Source organism: Parasphingorhabdus sp., assembly GCF_039982395.1.
Taxonomy (GTDB): domain Bacteria; phylum Pseudomonadota; class Alphaproteobacteria; order Sphingomonadales; family Sphingomonadaceae; genus Parasphingorhabdus.
The window spans coordinates 106,541-122,908 of record NZ_JBDWYO010000006.1 but is presented as its reverse complement, the minus strand read 5'-3'; the positions used below and the strand labels follow the sequence as shown (position 1 = coordinate 122,908).

Genomic DNA, 16,368 nt, shown 5'->3' with positions numbered 1-16,368 from the left:
TAAATGATCCGTAGGAGCCCCCACAATGTCCAATACACGCGAATTTGATGTCATTATCTATGGTGCAACCGGCTATACAGGCCGTCTGGTGGCCGAATATATGGCACAGCAATATGGTGTATCCGACGATGCACCGAAATGGGCGATGGCGGGCCGCAGTCTAGAGAAGCTGGAAGAAGTCCGCGATCTTGTTGGCGCGCCGAAGGATACCCCGTTGGTGGTAGCCGATTCCGACGATGTCGCGTCGATAGATATGATGGCGAGCCGGACGACAGTCCTTTTGACCACAGTGGGCCCCTATCAACTATACGGTGATGAAGTCGTCGCTGCCTGCGTCAAAAACGGCACCCATTATGTAGATCTATGCGGCGAGCCTGGATGGATGCGCGCAATGATCGATGAACATCAGGAAGCAGCAGAAAAATCGGGTGCGCAGATTTGCTTTTCCTGCGGATTTGACTCTATTCCCTTCGATCTCGGCGTGCTTATGCTGCAAAAGGATATGCACAAGCGCTTTGGCAAACCAGCGGCTCGCGTCAAAGGACGCGTTCGTGCCATGGAAGGCACGTTCTCTGGCGGCACCGCAGCCAGTTTGACGGAAACGATGAAGGCAATTGCCAAGAACCCGGGTCTGGTCAAAATTCTGGCCAGCAGTTTTGGCCTCACGCCCGGCTTCGTCGGACCGGATCAACCGAATATGGTGATCCCGAAATATGACAAGACGATAGACAGTTGGACCGCACCGTTCATCATGGCACCGATCAACACCAAAAATGTGCATCGGACGAATTTCCTTCTCGACTTCCCCTTTGGTGAAGATTTTAAATATGATGAAATGCTTGTCACAAGTCCTGGCGACATCGGCAAACAAGCTGCTGAAATGGTTGCAAAAGCCAATCCCTTTGGTGGTGACGACGCGCCCAAGCCCGGCGAAGGCCCAACAAAAGAGCAACGTGACAATGGCCATTATGATGTGATCTTTCTCGGAGAGACAGCCGATGGCGACACCGCCAGTCTCTGTGTCAAAGGAGACAAGGATCCGGGATATGGCTCAACGTCCAAGATGATAGCCGAAGCGGCGCTGTGCATCGCTCGGGATGGCAATGACCATGGCGGCGGTGTCTGGACGCCGGGTGCTTTGATGGGCGAAAAGCTGGTCAAACGCCTGGAAAGCAAAGCCGGACTCAGCTTCGCCGTGGAAAGCTGAAAAACTGTAATAACCAAGCGGCAGAATTTGCCTTATTGTCGCATCAAAATTAAGAGCAGTTCATAGCCTTGAAACCCGTTTTCTCAGGACAATCTTGTTAGCATCATGCTGAAACGCCTTTTTCGAAAAAAAGAGATCTCTCGACCCATTGATAGCGCCACCATCCCCGAAGGGCGGCGCGTCTACGCGATTGGCGACGTCCATGGCCGCAATGACCTTTTGCAGCAATTGCTCGACAAGATCATCAAAGATGATGGCGAGCGTGGCGATGCCGAGAGCGAAATCATATTTCTGGGAGATCTTGTCGATCGAGGGCCGGATAGCTGTGGTGTTATCGACACGGCGATGCAGATCAAAGCCAAGCTTGGAGATATCCGATTCCTGATGGGCAATCACGAGGAAGTCTATCTTTCGGCGGCCACAGGCGATGAGAAAGCCGTACGGTTTTTCAACCGGATTGGCGGTCGCGAGACCATATTGAGTTATGAAATCACGATGAAAGAATATATGGAACTCGACATGGTGCAGCTAGCCCAGCGTATTCCAGAAATTTTTCCGCAGAGTCACATCGATTTCATAGCCGGATTTGAAGATCAGATCGTCATTGGCGACTATGCGTTTGTGCACGCCGGAGTCCGTCCTGGTGTTAAGCTCACCGAGCAACGCCCGAAAGACCTCCGCTGGATCAGGGAAGACTTCCTTGCCGAGGATGAGCCGCACGAAAAGGTCATCGTCTATGGCCATACTATCAATGAGGACGTCGTTGAAGCCGGGAACCGCATCGGCATCGACACCGGCGCCTATTATTCCGAAAAGTTGACCGCTCTGGTTCTAGAGGGTGCCGAACGCCGGTATCTCGACACGAGCGCATAAAAATATGGCGGAGCCAAACGGCCCCGCCATATATTGGCCTGATGTGCAGACCGTTTTGGGTAGTGAAACTATATCGGTTTAAGCAACCTGTGCCGTTGGCGCTGTTTCTTCTTCCATATCCCGAAGAACATAACCACGACCCCATACGGTTTCGATATAATTTTCGCCGCCGCAAGCCAAAGCCAGCTTTTTGCGCAGCTTGCAGATGAAAACATCGATAATTTTGAGTTCTGGTTCGTCCATGCCGCCATAGAGGTGGTTGAGGAACATTTCCTTGGTGAGCGTCGTTCCCTTTCTGAGGGAGAGCAGCTCGAGCATGGCATATTCCTTGCCAGTCAAATGTACGCGATTGCCATCGACTTCAACCGTCTTGGCATCCAGATTAACCGCCAATTTGCCGGTCCGGATAACGCTTTGCGAGTGGCCTTTCGATCGGCGCACGACCGCATGAATACGGGCAACCAGCTCGTCACGGTGGAACGGCTTGGTCACATAGTCATCAGCACCGAAGCCAAAGGAACGGACTTTGCTGTCCATTTCGCTGATACCGGATAGAATGAGAACGGGTGTCTGTACTTTCGCGACACGCAGTTTCTTCAGCACATCGTAGCCGTGCATATCGGGCAGGTTAAGATCGAGACATATGATGTCATAATCATAAAGCTTGCCTAGATCGAGGCCCTCTTCGCCCAGATCGGTGGTATAAACATTAAAACCTTCGGTAGTCAGCATCAGCTCAATTGCTTTTGCGGTCGTTGGTTCATCTTCAATCAGCAGCACGCGCATCAGGCAGCCCCTTTTTCTCAATTACTCCCCCCGGTTCGGTAACTGTTCCGACCCGGTGGATCATTTATTAACCATAAGATGAATGAACGTAAAAGGTTAATTTTTCCCTAAGGCAGGATTCAGCACGAGTCGTGAGGAGTCAAATGACTCTGTAACCCGCAGGAATGAGTCGTTTCAGGACTCCCAGACTCTCCGAAAAAAAAATTAACTTTTTCGCGCTTCAGGCATGAAACGGAGAAGTTTCGAACAATATCCATGTCATTTCGTGGTAAATCGGCATCAAGTAGGGTCACTTTTTACGGATTTGGCAACCATCGTTAACAAGTCCTGTTGCCCGATGGCGCATCGCGCTATCAACGTCATATGGTTGATATACCCGAAAGCGCGATCACCGAAACATTTCTTGCTGCCAGCGGCCCTGGTGGCCAGAATGTTAATAAGGTCGCCACAGCTGTCCAGATGCGGGTCAATGTCTATGCCTTGAAACTTGAGCCATACGCATTCCGCAAATTGAAGGCGCTTGCAGGCCGCAAGATGACAAGTGGCGGCGAGTTGATCCTCACGGTACGGGAATATCGCACCCGCGAATCCAATCGGGCCGAAGCACGCAGACGGGTGACGGAGATGGTGGAACAGGCCCATCGGCGAGAAGCACACCGGATCAAGACACGTCCCAGCAGAGCCGCAAAAGCCCGGAGAGTGGATACGAAGAAGAAGAAGTCTTCCGTGAAGAAGATGCGCGGGAAGCCAAGCCTCGACTAGTCTTTTTGGCAAAATCAACAATTGGGTCAGCAAACAGGCGCCTTGTTAGCTGTTGGCAAAGCCTTCAATTTCCTCATAAGCAACGGAGCCACTTAAGGGGAAATTGATGAACACGCGCCACTTGCTCGCATTTTGTTGCCTGCCCTGCTTTGCCACCACCGCTATTGCCAGTGAAGATGTGGATAGCAATCGCTTCACCGCTGAACGCATATTCGATCTGGAATATGCCGACGACCCGCAAATCTCTCCGGATGGGTCCACGATTGTCTATGCTCGCAAGTCCATGGACAAGCGTGCCGACAAAGTTGTCAGCGATCTTTGGACCATTGATACACGCAGTGGCAGCCAACGTCCGCTGGTCAGCGGACAAGGCTCCAGCTCGTCTGTGCGCTGGTCCCCCAATGGCGATCGCTTGATCTATCTGACTTCCACTAACGGGATGCCGGAACTTCGCTTGCGATATCAGGACAGCGGGGAGAGCTTTTCATTGGCGCAACTTGAACATGCTCCCAGCGCGCCGACCTGGTCTCCAGATGGCAAGTCTGTCGCCTTCTCGATGCTTGTACCAGACGAACGCGCAACATTTGCGAAACCGCCAAAGAGACCGGCGGGAGCAGAATGGGCAAAGCCGGTTCGGGTCATCGATGATCTGGTCTTCCGTTTTGACGGTGTCGGCTATCTGCCAAAAGGCAAGAGCCAGATATTCACATTGAGCACAGACGGCGGCACGCCGCGCCAGGTAACCCGTGGCAAAAATGGCTTTGATACACCGCAATGGTTCGGGAACGGTTCGCTGGTGGCAACAGGCAATGAAGCCGAGGATGCGGCGCTCGATCCAATAGAAAGCGAAATATACCGCATCGATTTGTCCAACCAGTCTGCAACAGCTTTGACTCAGCGTGATGGTCCGGACTTTGCCCCCATTGTGGCACCCGATGGTTCCCGCATCGCCTATCGGGGCTATGATGATAAGCTGAAAGCCTATCAAAAGACGAATGTCTATATCATGGCACCGGACGGCAGCGCTGTAAGAAATCTCACCGCCAATTTTGATCGCTCCATCGACACCATCAAATGGCGCCCCGATAGCAAAGCTCTGGTTGGGCAGACCGAAGTCGACGGAATTCTTACGCTCGTTTCCATCGATCTATCAGGCAATGTCCGCACTTTGGTCAATGACATTGGCGGCACAGCCTTGGGCCGTCCCTATGCAGCCGGCAGTTTTTCGGTTGCCCGCAAGGCCGGTGGCAGCACTCCTGTCATGGCCTACACAAAAGGAAGTACAGACCGGCCAGCGGAAGTCGCAGTGACTCGCGGCGGCAGAAATAGCCGCCAGCTAACCCAATTGAACGAGGATGCACTCGGTCATCTCGATTTGGCGTCCATTGAAGAGATAAAAGTGGCCTCCAGGCATGATGGCAAAGAGATTGAGGCTTGGATAGCCCTGCCCCCGAACTTCAAACCCGACGGATCTTTTCCCATGCTATTGGAAATTCACGGGGGACCGCATGCAATGTACGGTCCGTATTTTGGTGCCGAAATTCAACGCTACGCGGCAGAAGGCTATGTGACTGTATATGCCAATCCAAGGGGATCGACGGGCTATGGCGAAGCCTTTGCGCAACTCATTGATCTGGATTATCCCGGCAAGGATCATGATGATCTGATGAGCGTCGTCGATGCATTGCTCGCCAAAAACTATGTCAGCAAAGATCGACTCTTCATTACCGGCGGCTCCGGCGGTGGCGTCTTAACCGCTTGGGCAGTAGGGAAAACGAACCGCTTTGCAGCTGCCGCCAGCATCAAACCGGTCGTCAACTGGACAAGCATGGCCTTGTCTGGCGATATCGGCCGACTGGTTAGTCGCCACTGGTTCCGCGCTCAACCCTGGGAGCAGCCAGAAGAATATTGGCGTCGCTCTCCCCTTTCGATCGTCAATAATGTCAAAACCCCGACAATGGTGATGGTCGGTGAAGCAGACTGGCGCACGCCTTCCTGGGAAGCCGAACAATATTATACCGCGCTCAAGGTCCAGAACGTCGACACAGTTTTGGTGCGCGTACCTGGAGCATCTCATCTCATCGCCAGAAGGCCTAGCCAACTGATTGCCAAAGTGGACAACATCATGGGCTGGTTTGAAAAATATGATCCGGCCCACAACTCTAAGTCAGAAGATTAGCCCGAAAGACAAAACCATGTTCGACATTGCGATTGATCAAGATCAACCGATCACAGAATTCTATGCAGAGCTGACATCTGGTGCTGCGGCCCTGGTCGATGGCGAACCAGATCCGATCGCGAATATGGCAAATATCGCGGCGCTTATCTGGCAATATGTGCCAGAGCTTAACTGGGCCGGCTTCTATCGCGTGATCGACGATGAACTGGTACTCGGCCCCTTCCAAGGCAAAACAGCCTGCATTAGAATAGCTATTGGATCCGGAGTGTGCGGAACAGCAGCGGCCACTGGCAAAGTGCAGCGTGTCGCCGATGTTCATGCCTTTCCCGGCCATATCGCGTGCGATGCAGAAAGCCGCAGCGAACTGGTTATACCGGTTTTCAAAGGCTCTGTGCTACTCGGCGTACTCGATCTGGATAGCCCATTGCCCGAGCGCTTTGGCTCCGCGGATGAGGCTGGAATGATCGCCCTTGTGGAGGCAATTGCGAACAACCTTGGTTAAGCCGTTGGTAACCAGAATGCCCCATTTCGAGACAAGGTTGCAAATCTACTCTATTTTACAAGCCTGTAATGGTCAAAGGCCCCGATAAATGTTAATTGTTCATTAATTACATTTCGGTCGGGCATGCTGGCTGCATGTCTGAAAATAGGGAGTTGTTAACTATGAAGACCCTTTTACTTGCTGGCCTTGCCGGTGTTTTAACGATGACGCCAGGATCGGCGTTTGCAGCAATCGACTCGACCGTGGGTGACTCAGCGGAACAGTCCGTTGACCTCAGCTTTGCGTCTTCCACAGCGCTGGCGAACCCAGCAGCAGGTGCCAAGGCGATGTCGCGGATGGGGAATGCCCGTCAGATGAAGAATATGGGCAACATGCGCCACATGAAGAATATGGGTGGCGCGCGCCAGATGAAAAACATGCGTGGCAACCGGCACATGAAGAACATGGGCGGCAATCGCCAGATGAAAAACATGCGCGGCAGCCGGCACATGAAGAACATGCGTGGCAATCGCCAGGCTGGTAGCTTTGTTCGTCAAGGCCGAAGAGGCTATGGCCAAGGCTATAACAGACCATATCGGGGCTACCGTCTACCGCAGACATTTATTCAGCCGAGCTTTTTCATCAGCAACTTCGGTCACTACGGCCTCAGCCAGCCAAGCTATGGCTATGGCTGGTCACGCTATTATGATGATGCGGTTCTGACCGATCGTCGTGGCGTTGTGCAAGACACACGCTACAATGTAGATTGGGATCGTTACAATCAGGGATATAACGATGGCTATCGTGCGGGACAGGCCACTTATGATCCAGGCGTTTTTGCTGGAGACGATCGCGTCATCGCAACTCCGACTGCCTATAATGATGGCCGGCCGACCTATCAGGGCGACTGGCAAGGTTCCTATCAAGAAGATGGCAGCTATCAGGGCGAATGGCAGGGCACCTATCAGAATGCAGATGGCCAGGTCTATCAAGGTGAATATTCCGGGACCTTCATCGGCGATGGCAATGTGAGCCCACATTGGGGAAGCCAACCTACCCAACATGCCGGCGACCGTGGATATCGTGATCAACGTTCGGAAGATATGGCCTATCTTGAACGCTGCAAAAAAAGCAGTGGTATTGGCGGAGCGGTCATAGGCGGCGCCATTGGTGCTTTGGCCGGCAATCGTATTGCTGGTCGCGGAAGCCGGCTTGGCGGATCATTGATCGGCGGCGGCCTTGGTGCGGTAGCAGGCGCTGCAATTGATCAAGGAACCGACAAGTGCCGCAAGATGCTCAAACGCTATGGCTATGACCAGCAACAGGCCGGCCGGCGTGATGGATATCGTCAGCAGCCAGCGCAATATCGCCGTCCACAACAGCATCACAGTCGTCAGGCTTATCCGAATGGCTGGAATGGATATTATACGCCAGGATATTATACGCCGGGATATTATTATCCACAGGTGCAACAGCCGATGGTAACTACTATTGTTGTGCAATCCGCGCCGGTAACAACCACTACGACAACGACATATATCGAAGAAGAAGTGGTCTACTCGAAGCCGAAATATAAGAAGCGTTGGAAACCAGCGGCGAAAAGAGTCTGGAAACCAGCCGCGAAGGCTGCACCGGTCAAAGGATGTCAGCAAGCACGTTGCATGTACGACTGATAGCCTGACACAGCCAAAAAAGGCCTGCTAACCGAGTTCGGTTGGCAGGCCTTTTTTATTGCGTGTGATTGTCATGGAATGGGATCGTTAAATCCATCAGCAATTAACTTGGCGATTGATGCTTTCGCAGCTCGCTGGGGTCAAACCTTTGCCAGCCATCAGGACCCAGTCGCTCCAAGGGACGGAAGCGGACCTTATATTCCATCTGTGGCGAACCATCGACCCAATAGCCCAGATAGACATATGGCAAACGCGCCGTTTGCGCGCGCAAGATATGATCCATGATGATATAGTTTCCAAGACCGGCACGCTCTCCATGCTCTGCATCGAAAAAACTGTAGATCATCGACAAGCCATCGCCTTGCTGGTCTGTCAGACAGGCACCAACCAAACGGCCCTTGCTGCCATCCTCGGTCGGTTCGCGATATTCAATCATATAGCTTTTGACCGGTGACTGTTCGACCATGTCGGAATAGTCCATCTCGTCCATTTCCGCCATGCCGCCACCTGGGTGCCGTTTTGCGAGATATTTCTGGAGGAGCTGATATTGTTCTTCCGTTGCCCAAGGCTCACAAGCTTCAACAACGAGATCCTGATTTCGCCGGATCAGTTTTCTTTGTGTGCTATTCGGACTGAACTCATCAGCGAGAACGCGCACTGAAACACAGGCCTTGCAGTCGAGGCAGCTGGGTCGATAGGCCACGTTCTGGCTTCGACGGAAACCGATCCGACCAAGCGCATCGTTCAATTCTTCCGTATGGGCCCCGTTGAGTTCCGTAAAAACCTTGCGTTCGCTCTTACCTGGCAAATAGGGGCATGGGCTGGGATTGGTTACAAAAAATCGCGGAAAGCGAACGGGTGCAGTCACAAAGCCAGCCTTTTGTTAGATTGTTCAGAATCGACTAGGGCAATATGCAATGCAATAGCGGAAATGAAAAGGCGATTTACCACATAAATTTATAATCGACCGCTGTACTGCGCACAAAAAAAACGGGGCGAAAAACGCCCCGTTTTCAAATTAGTTTAGCCAAAGCTCAAGGGCTTGTTGGTTCATCGTCATCAGCAATGATGATGATGCCTGCGATAACCGCTGCTGCTGCCAAGAGCGCAATCAGAATGCCGCTTCCGCCTTCCAATTCTTCTGAAGATGTCGACGATGCGCCAACACGTTCAACAGCAGGTGCTGAAACGCTTGCAACCTGAGCTGCAACAGGTGCAGTGATCAAAGATGCAGCCGCGATACCCGCAGCCAATTTACCGAATTTCATAACTATGCTCCAATAAAGTCTATCTACAATGGAAAAGGTTCAAAATGAACCTTAGTGCGCCCCCATGCATTTGAAGAGAATGCTTCGCGCTCTCTTCTATCGCAACTCTTAGAGCAATCTCTGTTTTTTACAACTAAAAAGCTGAACTAATTTGATTAGTCGCAATATTCTAAAGCAATTGAACGTCGTCTAACGCTTGCGCACAAATGCTGGTTTACCGGCAATCCATGTTTCATTTACTTGCAAATTCCGGATTTGCGCAGGCGTTGCCAGGAGAATATCCTGATCAATGATCAGGAAGTCCGCCCTTTTTCCAGGCTCAAGACTTCCTAGGCGATCTTCTGCAAAAGCCGCATATGCCGATCCATTGGTATAGGCTTGCCATGCCTGAATCCGGTCCAGACGTTCTGCTGGCATCCAGCCGCCAAATGGCTGTCCAGCCGCATCTTCGCGCGTCATGGCGGCGCTAAGACCCGGGAAAGGATTGGATGATTCCACAGGAACATCGGTTCCAAAGGCCAGTCTAGCACCCGATTCGAGGATCGATCGCCAAGCATAGGCGCCTTGCAAACGGTCCGCTCCAAGCCGCGCTTCCGCCATCAACCGATCAGACGTCTGGTGCACGGGCTGCATCGAAGCAATTGATCCGGATGTCACGAAACGGTTTAAATCCGCAGGGTCAACAATTTGCGCATGCTCCACCCGCCACCTGCGATCGCCTTTATACGTGAACTGCAATTCCTCGATGGCCGACAAAATCTCATCATTCGCCTTGTCACCAATCGCATGCACGGCCGTTTGAAAGCCATCCATAGCCGCACGGCTCATCTTGTTCTTGAGTTGGGCCGAATTCAACAACGCCAGTCCGCTTTCCCCGGGCTTGTCCGCATAAGGTTTCTTCAGCAACGCGCCACGCGATCCCAATGCGCCATCGACATATAGCTTGACCCCAACCAGCCGCAGATGGTCATCGTATAGCCATGGCGATGGTCCGGGGCCGCCAATGGCAATCATATTGTCTATTTCGGAAGCATAAGAAACAATCCGGATTTTCAATCGCCCCGCATCCCCTGCCCTGCGAAAGCTTTGCCAATCCTGCATGCTGGTACCCATGTCGGCGATGGACGTAACACCATTGGCGAGTAGAATTTCTTGCGCCTTGCTCAGCGCGATATCATTCTCCACCGGCCTTGGCGCAGGAATGGCATCGCTGAACAAATCTATCGCAGCGTCGACAAAAATTCCACTGGGCTTGCCACCTGCCCTTTCTATGCTGCCGCCTTTCGGAGATTTTGTCGCCGCCGAAATTCCAGCGGCTTTCATCGCCGCGCCATTGACCCAGACAGCATGGCCGTCGACGCGGGACAGAAACACCGGGCTATCCGGAACGATTGCATCCAGCTCAGCCGCGGTAGGGAAACGCCCCAATCCCCAGGCTTCTTGATTCCAGCCATTGCCGATGATCCACGGACGACTTGGGTTTTCTGCTGCATAGCGAGCGATCTTGGCCAGCGCTTCTTCGAGCGATCCGGTATCAGACAGATCCAGAGTGAGAGCGTTGAACCCCATGCCCATCACATGGCCATGGGCATCGAAAAACCCCGGGATCAACGTCTGACCTTTCCCGTCAAACTGAAAGTCCACTTCACGGGGCCGTTTGTCACGCCGGTTCAACAATTGCTTAACTTTGCCATCATCGTCGATGATCATGCCGGTGAAGCGGATGACGTTACCTCCGCTATCCAGCGTCATGCCGTTCACATTCTCAATCAGACTATCGGCCTGAGCAGCGCCCGGAACAAAGAGAAGACTCGCCGCAATCGCGCAAAATGCTGAACCATTAATTTTCAACCAGCCGCCCATATTATATGCCTCTTTATCTTTTTTTCGGAAGGCGAGAGACCAATGAACTGGTATCATTGCGCCCGCCTCCTGCTGCTTGCACTTCAGCGTAAAATTGATCCACCAGCGCAGCTACTGGTATGGTTGCTCCATTGGTGCGGGCTTCTTCGATCGCCAAGCCCAAATCCTTGCGCATCCAGTCGACGGCGAAACCGAAATCAAAATCATCTTTCGCCATGGTCGCCCAACGATTATCCATCTGCCAGCTTTGCGCCGCACCGCCCGAAATAGCCTCATAGACTCTGTCCAGGTCGAGTTGACTGGCCTGCGCAAAACGTAGCGCCTCTGAGAGGCCTTCAAGAATGCCAGCAATCGCAATCTGATTGCACATTTTTGTAGTCTGACCAGCGCCGGTGCGCCCGACATGCACAATACGCCCGGCATAAGCCGACATAATCAGTTCAGCGGCGGAAAAAGCTTCTTCGCCGCCGCCGCACATGACCGATAGATTGCCGTTTTCCGCGCCAGCCTGGCCACCGGACACCGGCGCATCAACAACATGGATGCCGCGCCCTTCTGCTTCAACCGACAGTTGCCGGGCAATACGCGCTGACACGGTCGTGTGATCAATGAACAACGCCCCTCTCGCCATGGTCGAAAAAGCGCCATCACGCCCCATTGTGACCGCAGCAAGATCATCGTCATTGCCAACACAAGTAATCACGATCTGCTTTTCGGTAGCCGCCTGTGCCGGATTATCAGCAACTACGCCTCCATGTTTTGCCACCCAGGCCTCGGCCTTGGATCTTGTGCGGTTATAAACAGTCAACTCGTGCCCCGCCTCGACCAAATGACCGGCCATGGGTCCGCCCATCACGCCGATCCCGATAAATGCAATATTCGCCATAGTTTTCGCTATCCTCTGACACGGCCATAATCATTGTTTCCCTCCATGACCAGATGCGTTAGGGGCACAAGCGATATGAATGATATGCAAAACCCAGCGCTTCCCTCCTTTGACTTTGAGGATGTGAAAGCCGCGCACGACCGGATTAAAGGCCGGGTCGTCTACACACCGACGCTGAAGAGCATCACATTGTCCGAACTCAGTGGCGCGGAAGTGTTCCTCAAATTCGAAAATTTGCAATTTACCGCGGCCTATAAGGAACGCGGTGCGCTCAACGCCCTGCTGCTTATGGATGAGAGCAAACGCAAAGCCGGCGTCATCGCGGCTTCCGCCGGCAATCATGCTCAGGGTCTTGCTTATAACGCCAAGAATCTGGACATCCCGGCAACGATCGTCATGCCCAGCACAACACCGATGGTGAAGGTCGAACAGACCCGTGGCCATGGCGCTGAAATTGTAATTTTCGGCGGCAATTATGATGAGGCTTATGCGCACGCACTCGAACTGGCCGAACAGCGCGGACTTACCTATATCCATGCCTTTGATGATCCGCGTGTTGCCGCCGGTCAGGGAACTGTAGCCATTGAAATGCTGGAAGCCGTTCCCGATCTGGATCGGCTGATCATCCCGATCGGAGGTGGCGGGTTATTCTCTGGAATGGCAACGGCCGCCGCTGCCATCAAGCCCGGTATAAAGATGACCGGCGTCCAAGCGGCCCTCTATCCCAGCATGTACGGGAAATTGACTGGTAAAAAGGTCGAGGCCGGCGGCGATACGCTGGCAGAAGGCATTGCGGTCCGCAATCCCTCTGAATTTACCGCAGAGATTATCCAGAGACATATCGACGAAATCTTGCTGGTTAGCGAAGCGCAGCTGGAAGGCTCTGTGAGTCTGTTGTTGCAGATTGAAAAAACGGTTGTCGAAGGTGCCGGGGCAGCCGGTCTGGCAGCCCTGTTGGGTAACAAAGAAAAATTCAAGGGCGAGAAAGTCGGGCTGGTCCTTTGTGGCGGCAATATCGATACGCGCCTTTTGGCGAATGTTCTGTTGCGTGATCTCGCCCGGTCTGGCCGTTTGGCGCGTCTGCGCCTGCATCTGCGTGATCAGCCAGGTGCGCTCTACAATGTGGTCAAACAATTTGCCGAGCATGAAGTGAATATTATCGAGGTTTACCACCAACGTGTCTTCACAAATCTACCCGCAAAAGGGCTGATCACTGATATCGAATGTGAAGCGAAAGACCGCGAGCAACTGGAAGGTCTGATCTCAGAACTCAACCAGTCTGGCTATGACGTCCGGCAGGTTGAACTGGCTGACTAGCCTAACGGGTTTCGTTGGATCCAAAATCGCGGACGCCATCTTCATATTCCGGCGTCCTCACAAGCGCCTGATCGAAAGCGACCGAGAGGTTCTTTAACCGCCGCGCCATATGCGTCATGTCGAGCGATGCCGCCATCGGATCATAGCGGCCGGGAACGATGCCACAGCCGATCATCAGGTCGATCCAGCTTTGCTCGTCGAAAATTTCACCTTCAAAAGAGGCAAGCCTTCCTCTGCTGCGAAATTGTTCTATCTTGATAGCGAGATTTTCGGACAGCTTGCTATCTCTCATCTCTGACCAAATTGCATCTTCACGCCGATTGAGAGCGAAGGGCAACAGAACGAAATCCCTGACCTGTTCGACCGCAATCAGATGCCGCCGGTTATAATCTCTCGCTTCGACGGTCATATCCAAACGCGTCGGCATGTGAGCCGCTAGCACCATCGTCTGACGTAGCAACATAGTGATATCTGCCGACAAATAGGGACCAAATTTCACCGATGCAGTGCCGAGCCTGGCTACGTTTCCGTGCCAAGGAGCGTTGACATATCCGGGTTTGAACATAGTCGATTGAGCACCATCGCCTAAAAGACTTCGCGCCGCATCGTCCGTCAATTCACGCGACGCGTATACAAGTTGGGCGATCGATGTTTCGCGCAACGGCGTTTGAACCAGCAGTCCGCCATCGATAGCCTGGGCGGCCTCTTGCTTTTCCGAAGGCGGCAAAACTTCCGCATTTCGCGCAGACGCCAGTCGATCAAAGGGAAGTCCCTCGAAAAGTGGGTGCCAATCCATTTGGCGGCGTTTATCTGCAAGATCGTCAAGGCCACCGGAAACATCGACAAAGAAATCTGCTTTGATCCCGTGACCGTTATCCAGATCAATCTGTTCAATGAACTCGCTTCCCTTATGAGCGAGCCCCGCACTTGGTTTTCCTTTTACAATCTCCGCGCGGTCGGTCGGGAATCTATCTTTGAGAAGCGCGGCAAAGTCGGCCTGATCAATCTGGACGGTCGGACGCAACATGCTCATCGGCGAGCGCAGATCAGTCGATTGGAAAGCAAATTTACCCGCTTCAACCGCGCGGGCCGGAAACCGAAATGGTTGATAAAGATAGGCCAGCTTCTGCGCTTGGTCATAAGACAAAGCAGCGCGCAATAAGATCTGGTGAATGGCAATATCATCAATGGCCGGAAGGCTCCCCGAGCCAGTCAGATGGAGACGGCTGCCCTCGCCCTGCCAGTCCAACAATGTGACGCCCAGAGCAAAAACGGCACTGTCCGTCGTGCTAAAATCTTTTGCTCCGATCCCAAGCCGGAGAAGAAACGGATCATCCAGGCGGACCGTGACCGCCGCCGGTGGGACTGACTCCACATCTTCGACGAGGACCAAACGCATGCCTTCAGGCAGGCTGTTAGCAAGCAACGTGGCGACAGGCCAAAGCTGTTGGCTTTTGCCGACAATGGCAATTCGCCTGACCCGCTGATCACCCTCGCTCACATTGTGTCTCCCGCAGGTCCGGAATAGGCAGCACGATAACGCTCGATGAAAGACAGATGTTCGCTCATATCTCCAACGCGAGTATCGATCGAATGCACCATTGCTTTCAAAGCGGTGGTGCGTGCATCATCGCTCATCGCATCAACCCGTGGATCATAGGTTTCCGGCACCAGATTTTGACCGATGAAAACCGACAGCCAGCTAGCCGGTTGAAAAAGTCCATGATCATATTGGGGCACAAGGCCGCGGCGTTTGAACGCTTCGATTTTCTCGCTGAGACTATCAGGCCATGCCATCTCTCGCATGTCCCGCCAAAACGGATCATCCCGCTGGTTCAGAACATAATGCAGCATCAGAAAGTCACGCACCCGATCATATTCCAGATTCATCAACCGGTTATATTCATTAACATCCGAAGCCGCGCATTGCTTCTCCGGAAACAATGCTATCAGATTCAAAATGCCACTTTGGATCAGATCAATGCTTGTTGATTCCAACGGTTCGAGAAACCCCCCGGCAAGTCCGATCGCCACGCAATTCCGGTTCCACAGTTTCTTGCGCTTGCCGGTTTTGAAAAACAGTTGCTTGGGTTCCGCAATCGCTTCTCCCTCGAGACCATTCATCAACATGTCGACGGCATCCTGATCGTCCATGTAGCGATCGCAATAGACAAGGCCATTGCCAATCCGATGCTGCAACGGAATGCGCCACTGCCAGCCAGCCGCTTTGGCTGTGGAACGGGTATAAGGACCAACCCCGTCGGCGATTTTGCAGGGCACCGCAAACGCTCGATTGCAAGGCAAATAGTCGCTCCAGTCAGCGAAACCGGTTTTCAGTTCTTGCTCGATCAACAGTCCCCGGAAGCCGGAGCAATCGACAAACAATTCACCAGAAATTTGCTGGCCAGATTCCAGAGTAAGGGATTGAATGAAGCCACTTTCGGTATCACAATCCACTGTCGTGACCTTGCCTTCAATCCTCTCCACACCGCGTGTTTTGGCATAGTCAGCCAGAAAGGCAGCGTAGAGGCTGGCATCAAATTGAAACGCATAGGCATAAGAATGCGCGGGAGACGTCCAATTGTCCGATGGCGGTTCAAACCGCCCCTTTCGGGCCGCTTCGATGGGTAGGCTATAATTTCCAAAATCAGCCGCTCGGCCTTCGGCATTTTCTTTAACCCAATGATGATGAAAATCGACGTCACCCAGAGGCTCGCCATGCACACCAAAGGGATGGATATAATGATCGCCCGTTTTGCCCCAGTCGCGAAACTCGATGCCCAGCTTTATGGTTGCGCTGGTGCGGGCCATCAGTTGGGCTTCGTCAATTTCCAGCATCCGGTTGAAATCGCGGATCTGCGGCAGGGTTGCTTCGCCCACACCAACGGTTCCGATTTCTGCTGATTCAATCAACCGGATAGACGCGCCACTGCCGGATAGCTTTTGCGAGAGCGCTGCCGCGGCCATCCAGCCAGCAGTGCCGCCGCCAATGATGACAATCTCTTGAATCGCTTGATCGGATTGGTCTTTCAATGCGTTCCCCATGGCTTGCATCTTCAAAGCAGATATCTGC

14 protein-coding genes are annotated in these 16,368 nt (G+C 53.0%); 7 read left to right on the top strand and 7 right to left on the bottom strand.

What is annotated here, in order from left to right:
- The first annotated feature begins 25 nt into the window (after positions 1-25).
- Positions 26-1,207 carry a saccharopine dehydrogenase NADP-binding domain-containing protein gene (locus ABJV08_RS10700; RefSeq protein WP_348039476.1) on the top strand — a complete coding sequence of 394 codons (1,182 nt, stop codon included), beginning with the start codon at positions 26-28 and terminating at the stop codon, positions 1,205-1,207.
- A 105-nt stretch (positions 1,208-1,312) separates the two neighbouring features.
- Positions 1,313-2,080 (top strand): metallophosphoesterase family protein, encoded by a 768-nt coding sequence (locus tag ABJV08_RS10695; protein ID WP_348039475.1) that lies wholly within the window; start codon positions 1,313-1,315, stop codon positions 2,078-2,080.
- Positions 2,081-2,158: 78 nt separating this feature from the next.
- Here the strand turns inward: ABJV08_RS10695 and ABJV08_RS10690 are convergent, their stop codons facing one another.
- A complete protein-coding gene (locus ABJV08_RS10690) occupies positions 2,159-2,866 on the bottom strand; it encodes a response regulator transcription factor (RefSeq protein ID WP_348039474.1) in 708 nt (235 codons plus the stop codon).
- A 363-nt stretch (positions 2,867-3,229) separates the two neighbouring features.
- On the opposite strand from ABJV08_RS10690, the gene arfB reads away from it, so the two are divergent.
- From arfB to ABJV08_RS10670, 4 genes are all read left to right on the top strand, one after another.
- Complete coding sequence (gene arfB / locus ABJV08_RS10685; RefSeq protein ID WP_348039473.1) at positions 3,230-3,628, top strand: alternative ribosome rescue aminoacyl-tRNA hydrolase ArfB; 399 nt, start codon at positions 3,230-3,232, stop codon at positions 3,626-3,628.
- Positions 3,629-3,734: 106 nt separating this feature from the next.
- Complete coding sequence (locus tag ABJV08_RS10680) at positions 3,735-5,807, top strand: S9 family peptidase (RefSeq protein ID WP_348039472.1); 2,073 nt, start codon at positions 3,735-3,737, stop codon at positions 5,805-5,807.
- Positions 5,808-5,823: 16 nt separating this feature from the next.
- Positions 5,824-6,309, top strand: a complete 486-nt coding sequence (locus ABJV08_RS10675) for a GAF domain-containing protein (protein WP_348039597.1) — start codon at positions 5,824-5,826, stop codon at positions 6,307-6,309.
- 161 nt (positions 6,310-6,470) lie between these two features.
- Positions 6,471-7,961: an RcnB family protein gene (locus tag ABJV08_RS10670; RefSeq protein WP_348039471.1), complete on the top strand. Its 1,491-nt coding sequence runs from the start codon at positions 6,471-6,473 to the stop codon at positions 7,959-7,961.
- A gap of 103 nt (positions 7,962-8,064) precedes the next feature.
- Here the strand turns inward: ABJV08_RS10670 and ABJV08_RS10665 are convergent, their stop codons facing one another.
- From ABJV08_RS10665 to ABJV08_RS10650, 4 genes are all read right to left on the bottom strand, one after another.
- Positions 8,065-8,829: an arginyltransferase gene (locus ABJV08_RS10665; RefSeq protein WP_348039470.1), complete on the bottom strand. Its 765-nt coding sequence runs from the start codon at positions 8,827-8,829 to the stop codon at positions 8,065-8,067.
- A gap of 166 nt (positions 8,830-8,995) precedes the next feature.
- Positions 8,996-9,229, bottom strand: coding sequence for a hypothetical protein (locus tag ABJV08_RS10660; protein WP_348039469.1), 234 nt, complete (start codon positions 9,227-9,229; stop codon positions 8,996-8,998).
- Between the two features lie 189 nt (positions 9,230-9,418).
- Positions 9,419-11,092: an amidohydrolase family protein gene (locus tag ABJV08_RS10655; RefSeq protein WP_348039596.1), complete on the bottom strand. Its 1,674-nt coding sequence runs from the start codon at positions 11,090-11,092 to the stop codon at positions 9,419-9,421.
- Positions 11,093-11,105: 13 nt separating this feature from the next.
- On the bottom strand, positions 11,106-11,978 hold the full coding sequence (locus ABJV08_RS10650) for an NAD(P)-dependent oxidoreductase (RefSeq protein WP_348039468.1): 873 nt from the start codon (positions 11,976-11,978) through the stop codon (positions 11,106-11,108).
- 75 nt (positions 11,979-12,053) lie between these two features.
- Between ABJV08_RS10650 and ABJV08_RS10645 the strand changes: the two genes are divergently transcribed.
- Complete coding sequence (locus tag ABJV08_RS10645; RefSeq protein ID WP_348039467.1) at positions 12,054-13,295, top strand: threonine ammonia-lyase; 1,242 nt, start codon at positions 12,054-12,056, stop codon at positions 13,293-13,295.
- A gap of 1 nt (position 13,296) precedes the next feature.
- Here ABJV08_RS10645 and ABJV08_RS10640 read toward each other — a convergent pair whose 3' ends face one another.
- Together ABJV08_RS10640 and ABJV08_RS10635 are read right to left on the bottom strand one after the other, a co-directional pair.
- Positions 13,297-14,796: a tryptophan 7-halogenase gene (locus ABJV08_RS10640; RefSeq protein WP_348039466.1), complete on the bottom strand. Its 1,500-nt coding sequence runs from the start codon at positions 14,794-14,796 to the stop codon at positions 13,297-13,299.
- Positions 14,793-16,328, bottom strand: a complete 1,536-nt coding sequence (locus ABJV08_RS10635) for a tryptophan halogenase family protein (protein ID WP_348039465.1) — start codon at positions 16,326-16,328, stop codon at positions 14,793-14,795. The genes ABJV08_RS10640 and ABJV08_RS10635 overlap by 4 nt, the downstream gene beginning before the upstream one ends.
- Between the last annotated feature and the right edge of the window lie 40 nt (positions 16,329-16,368).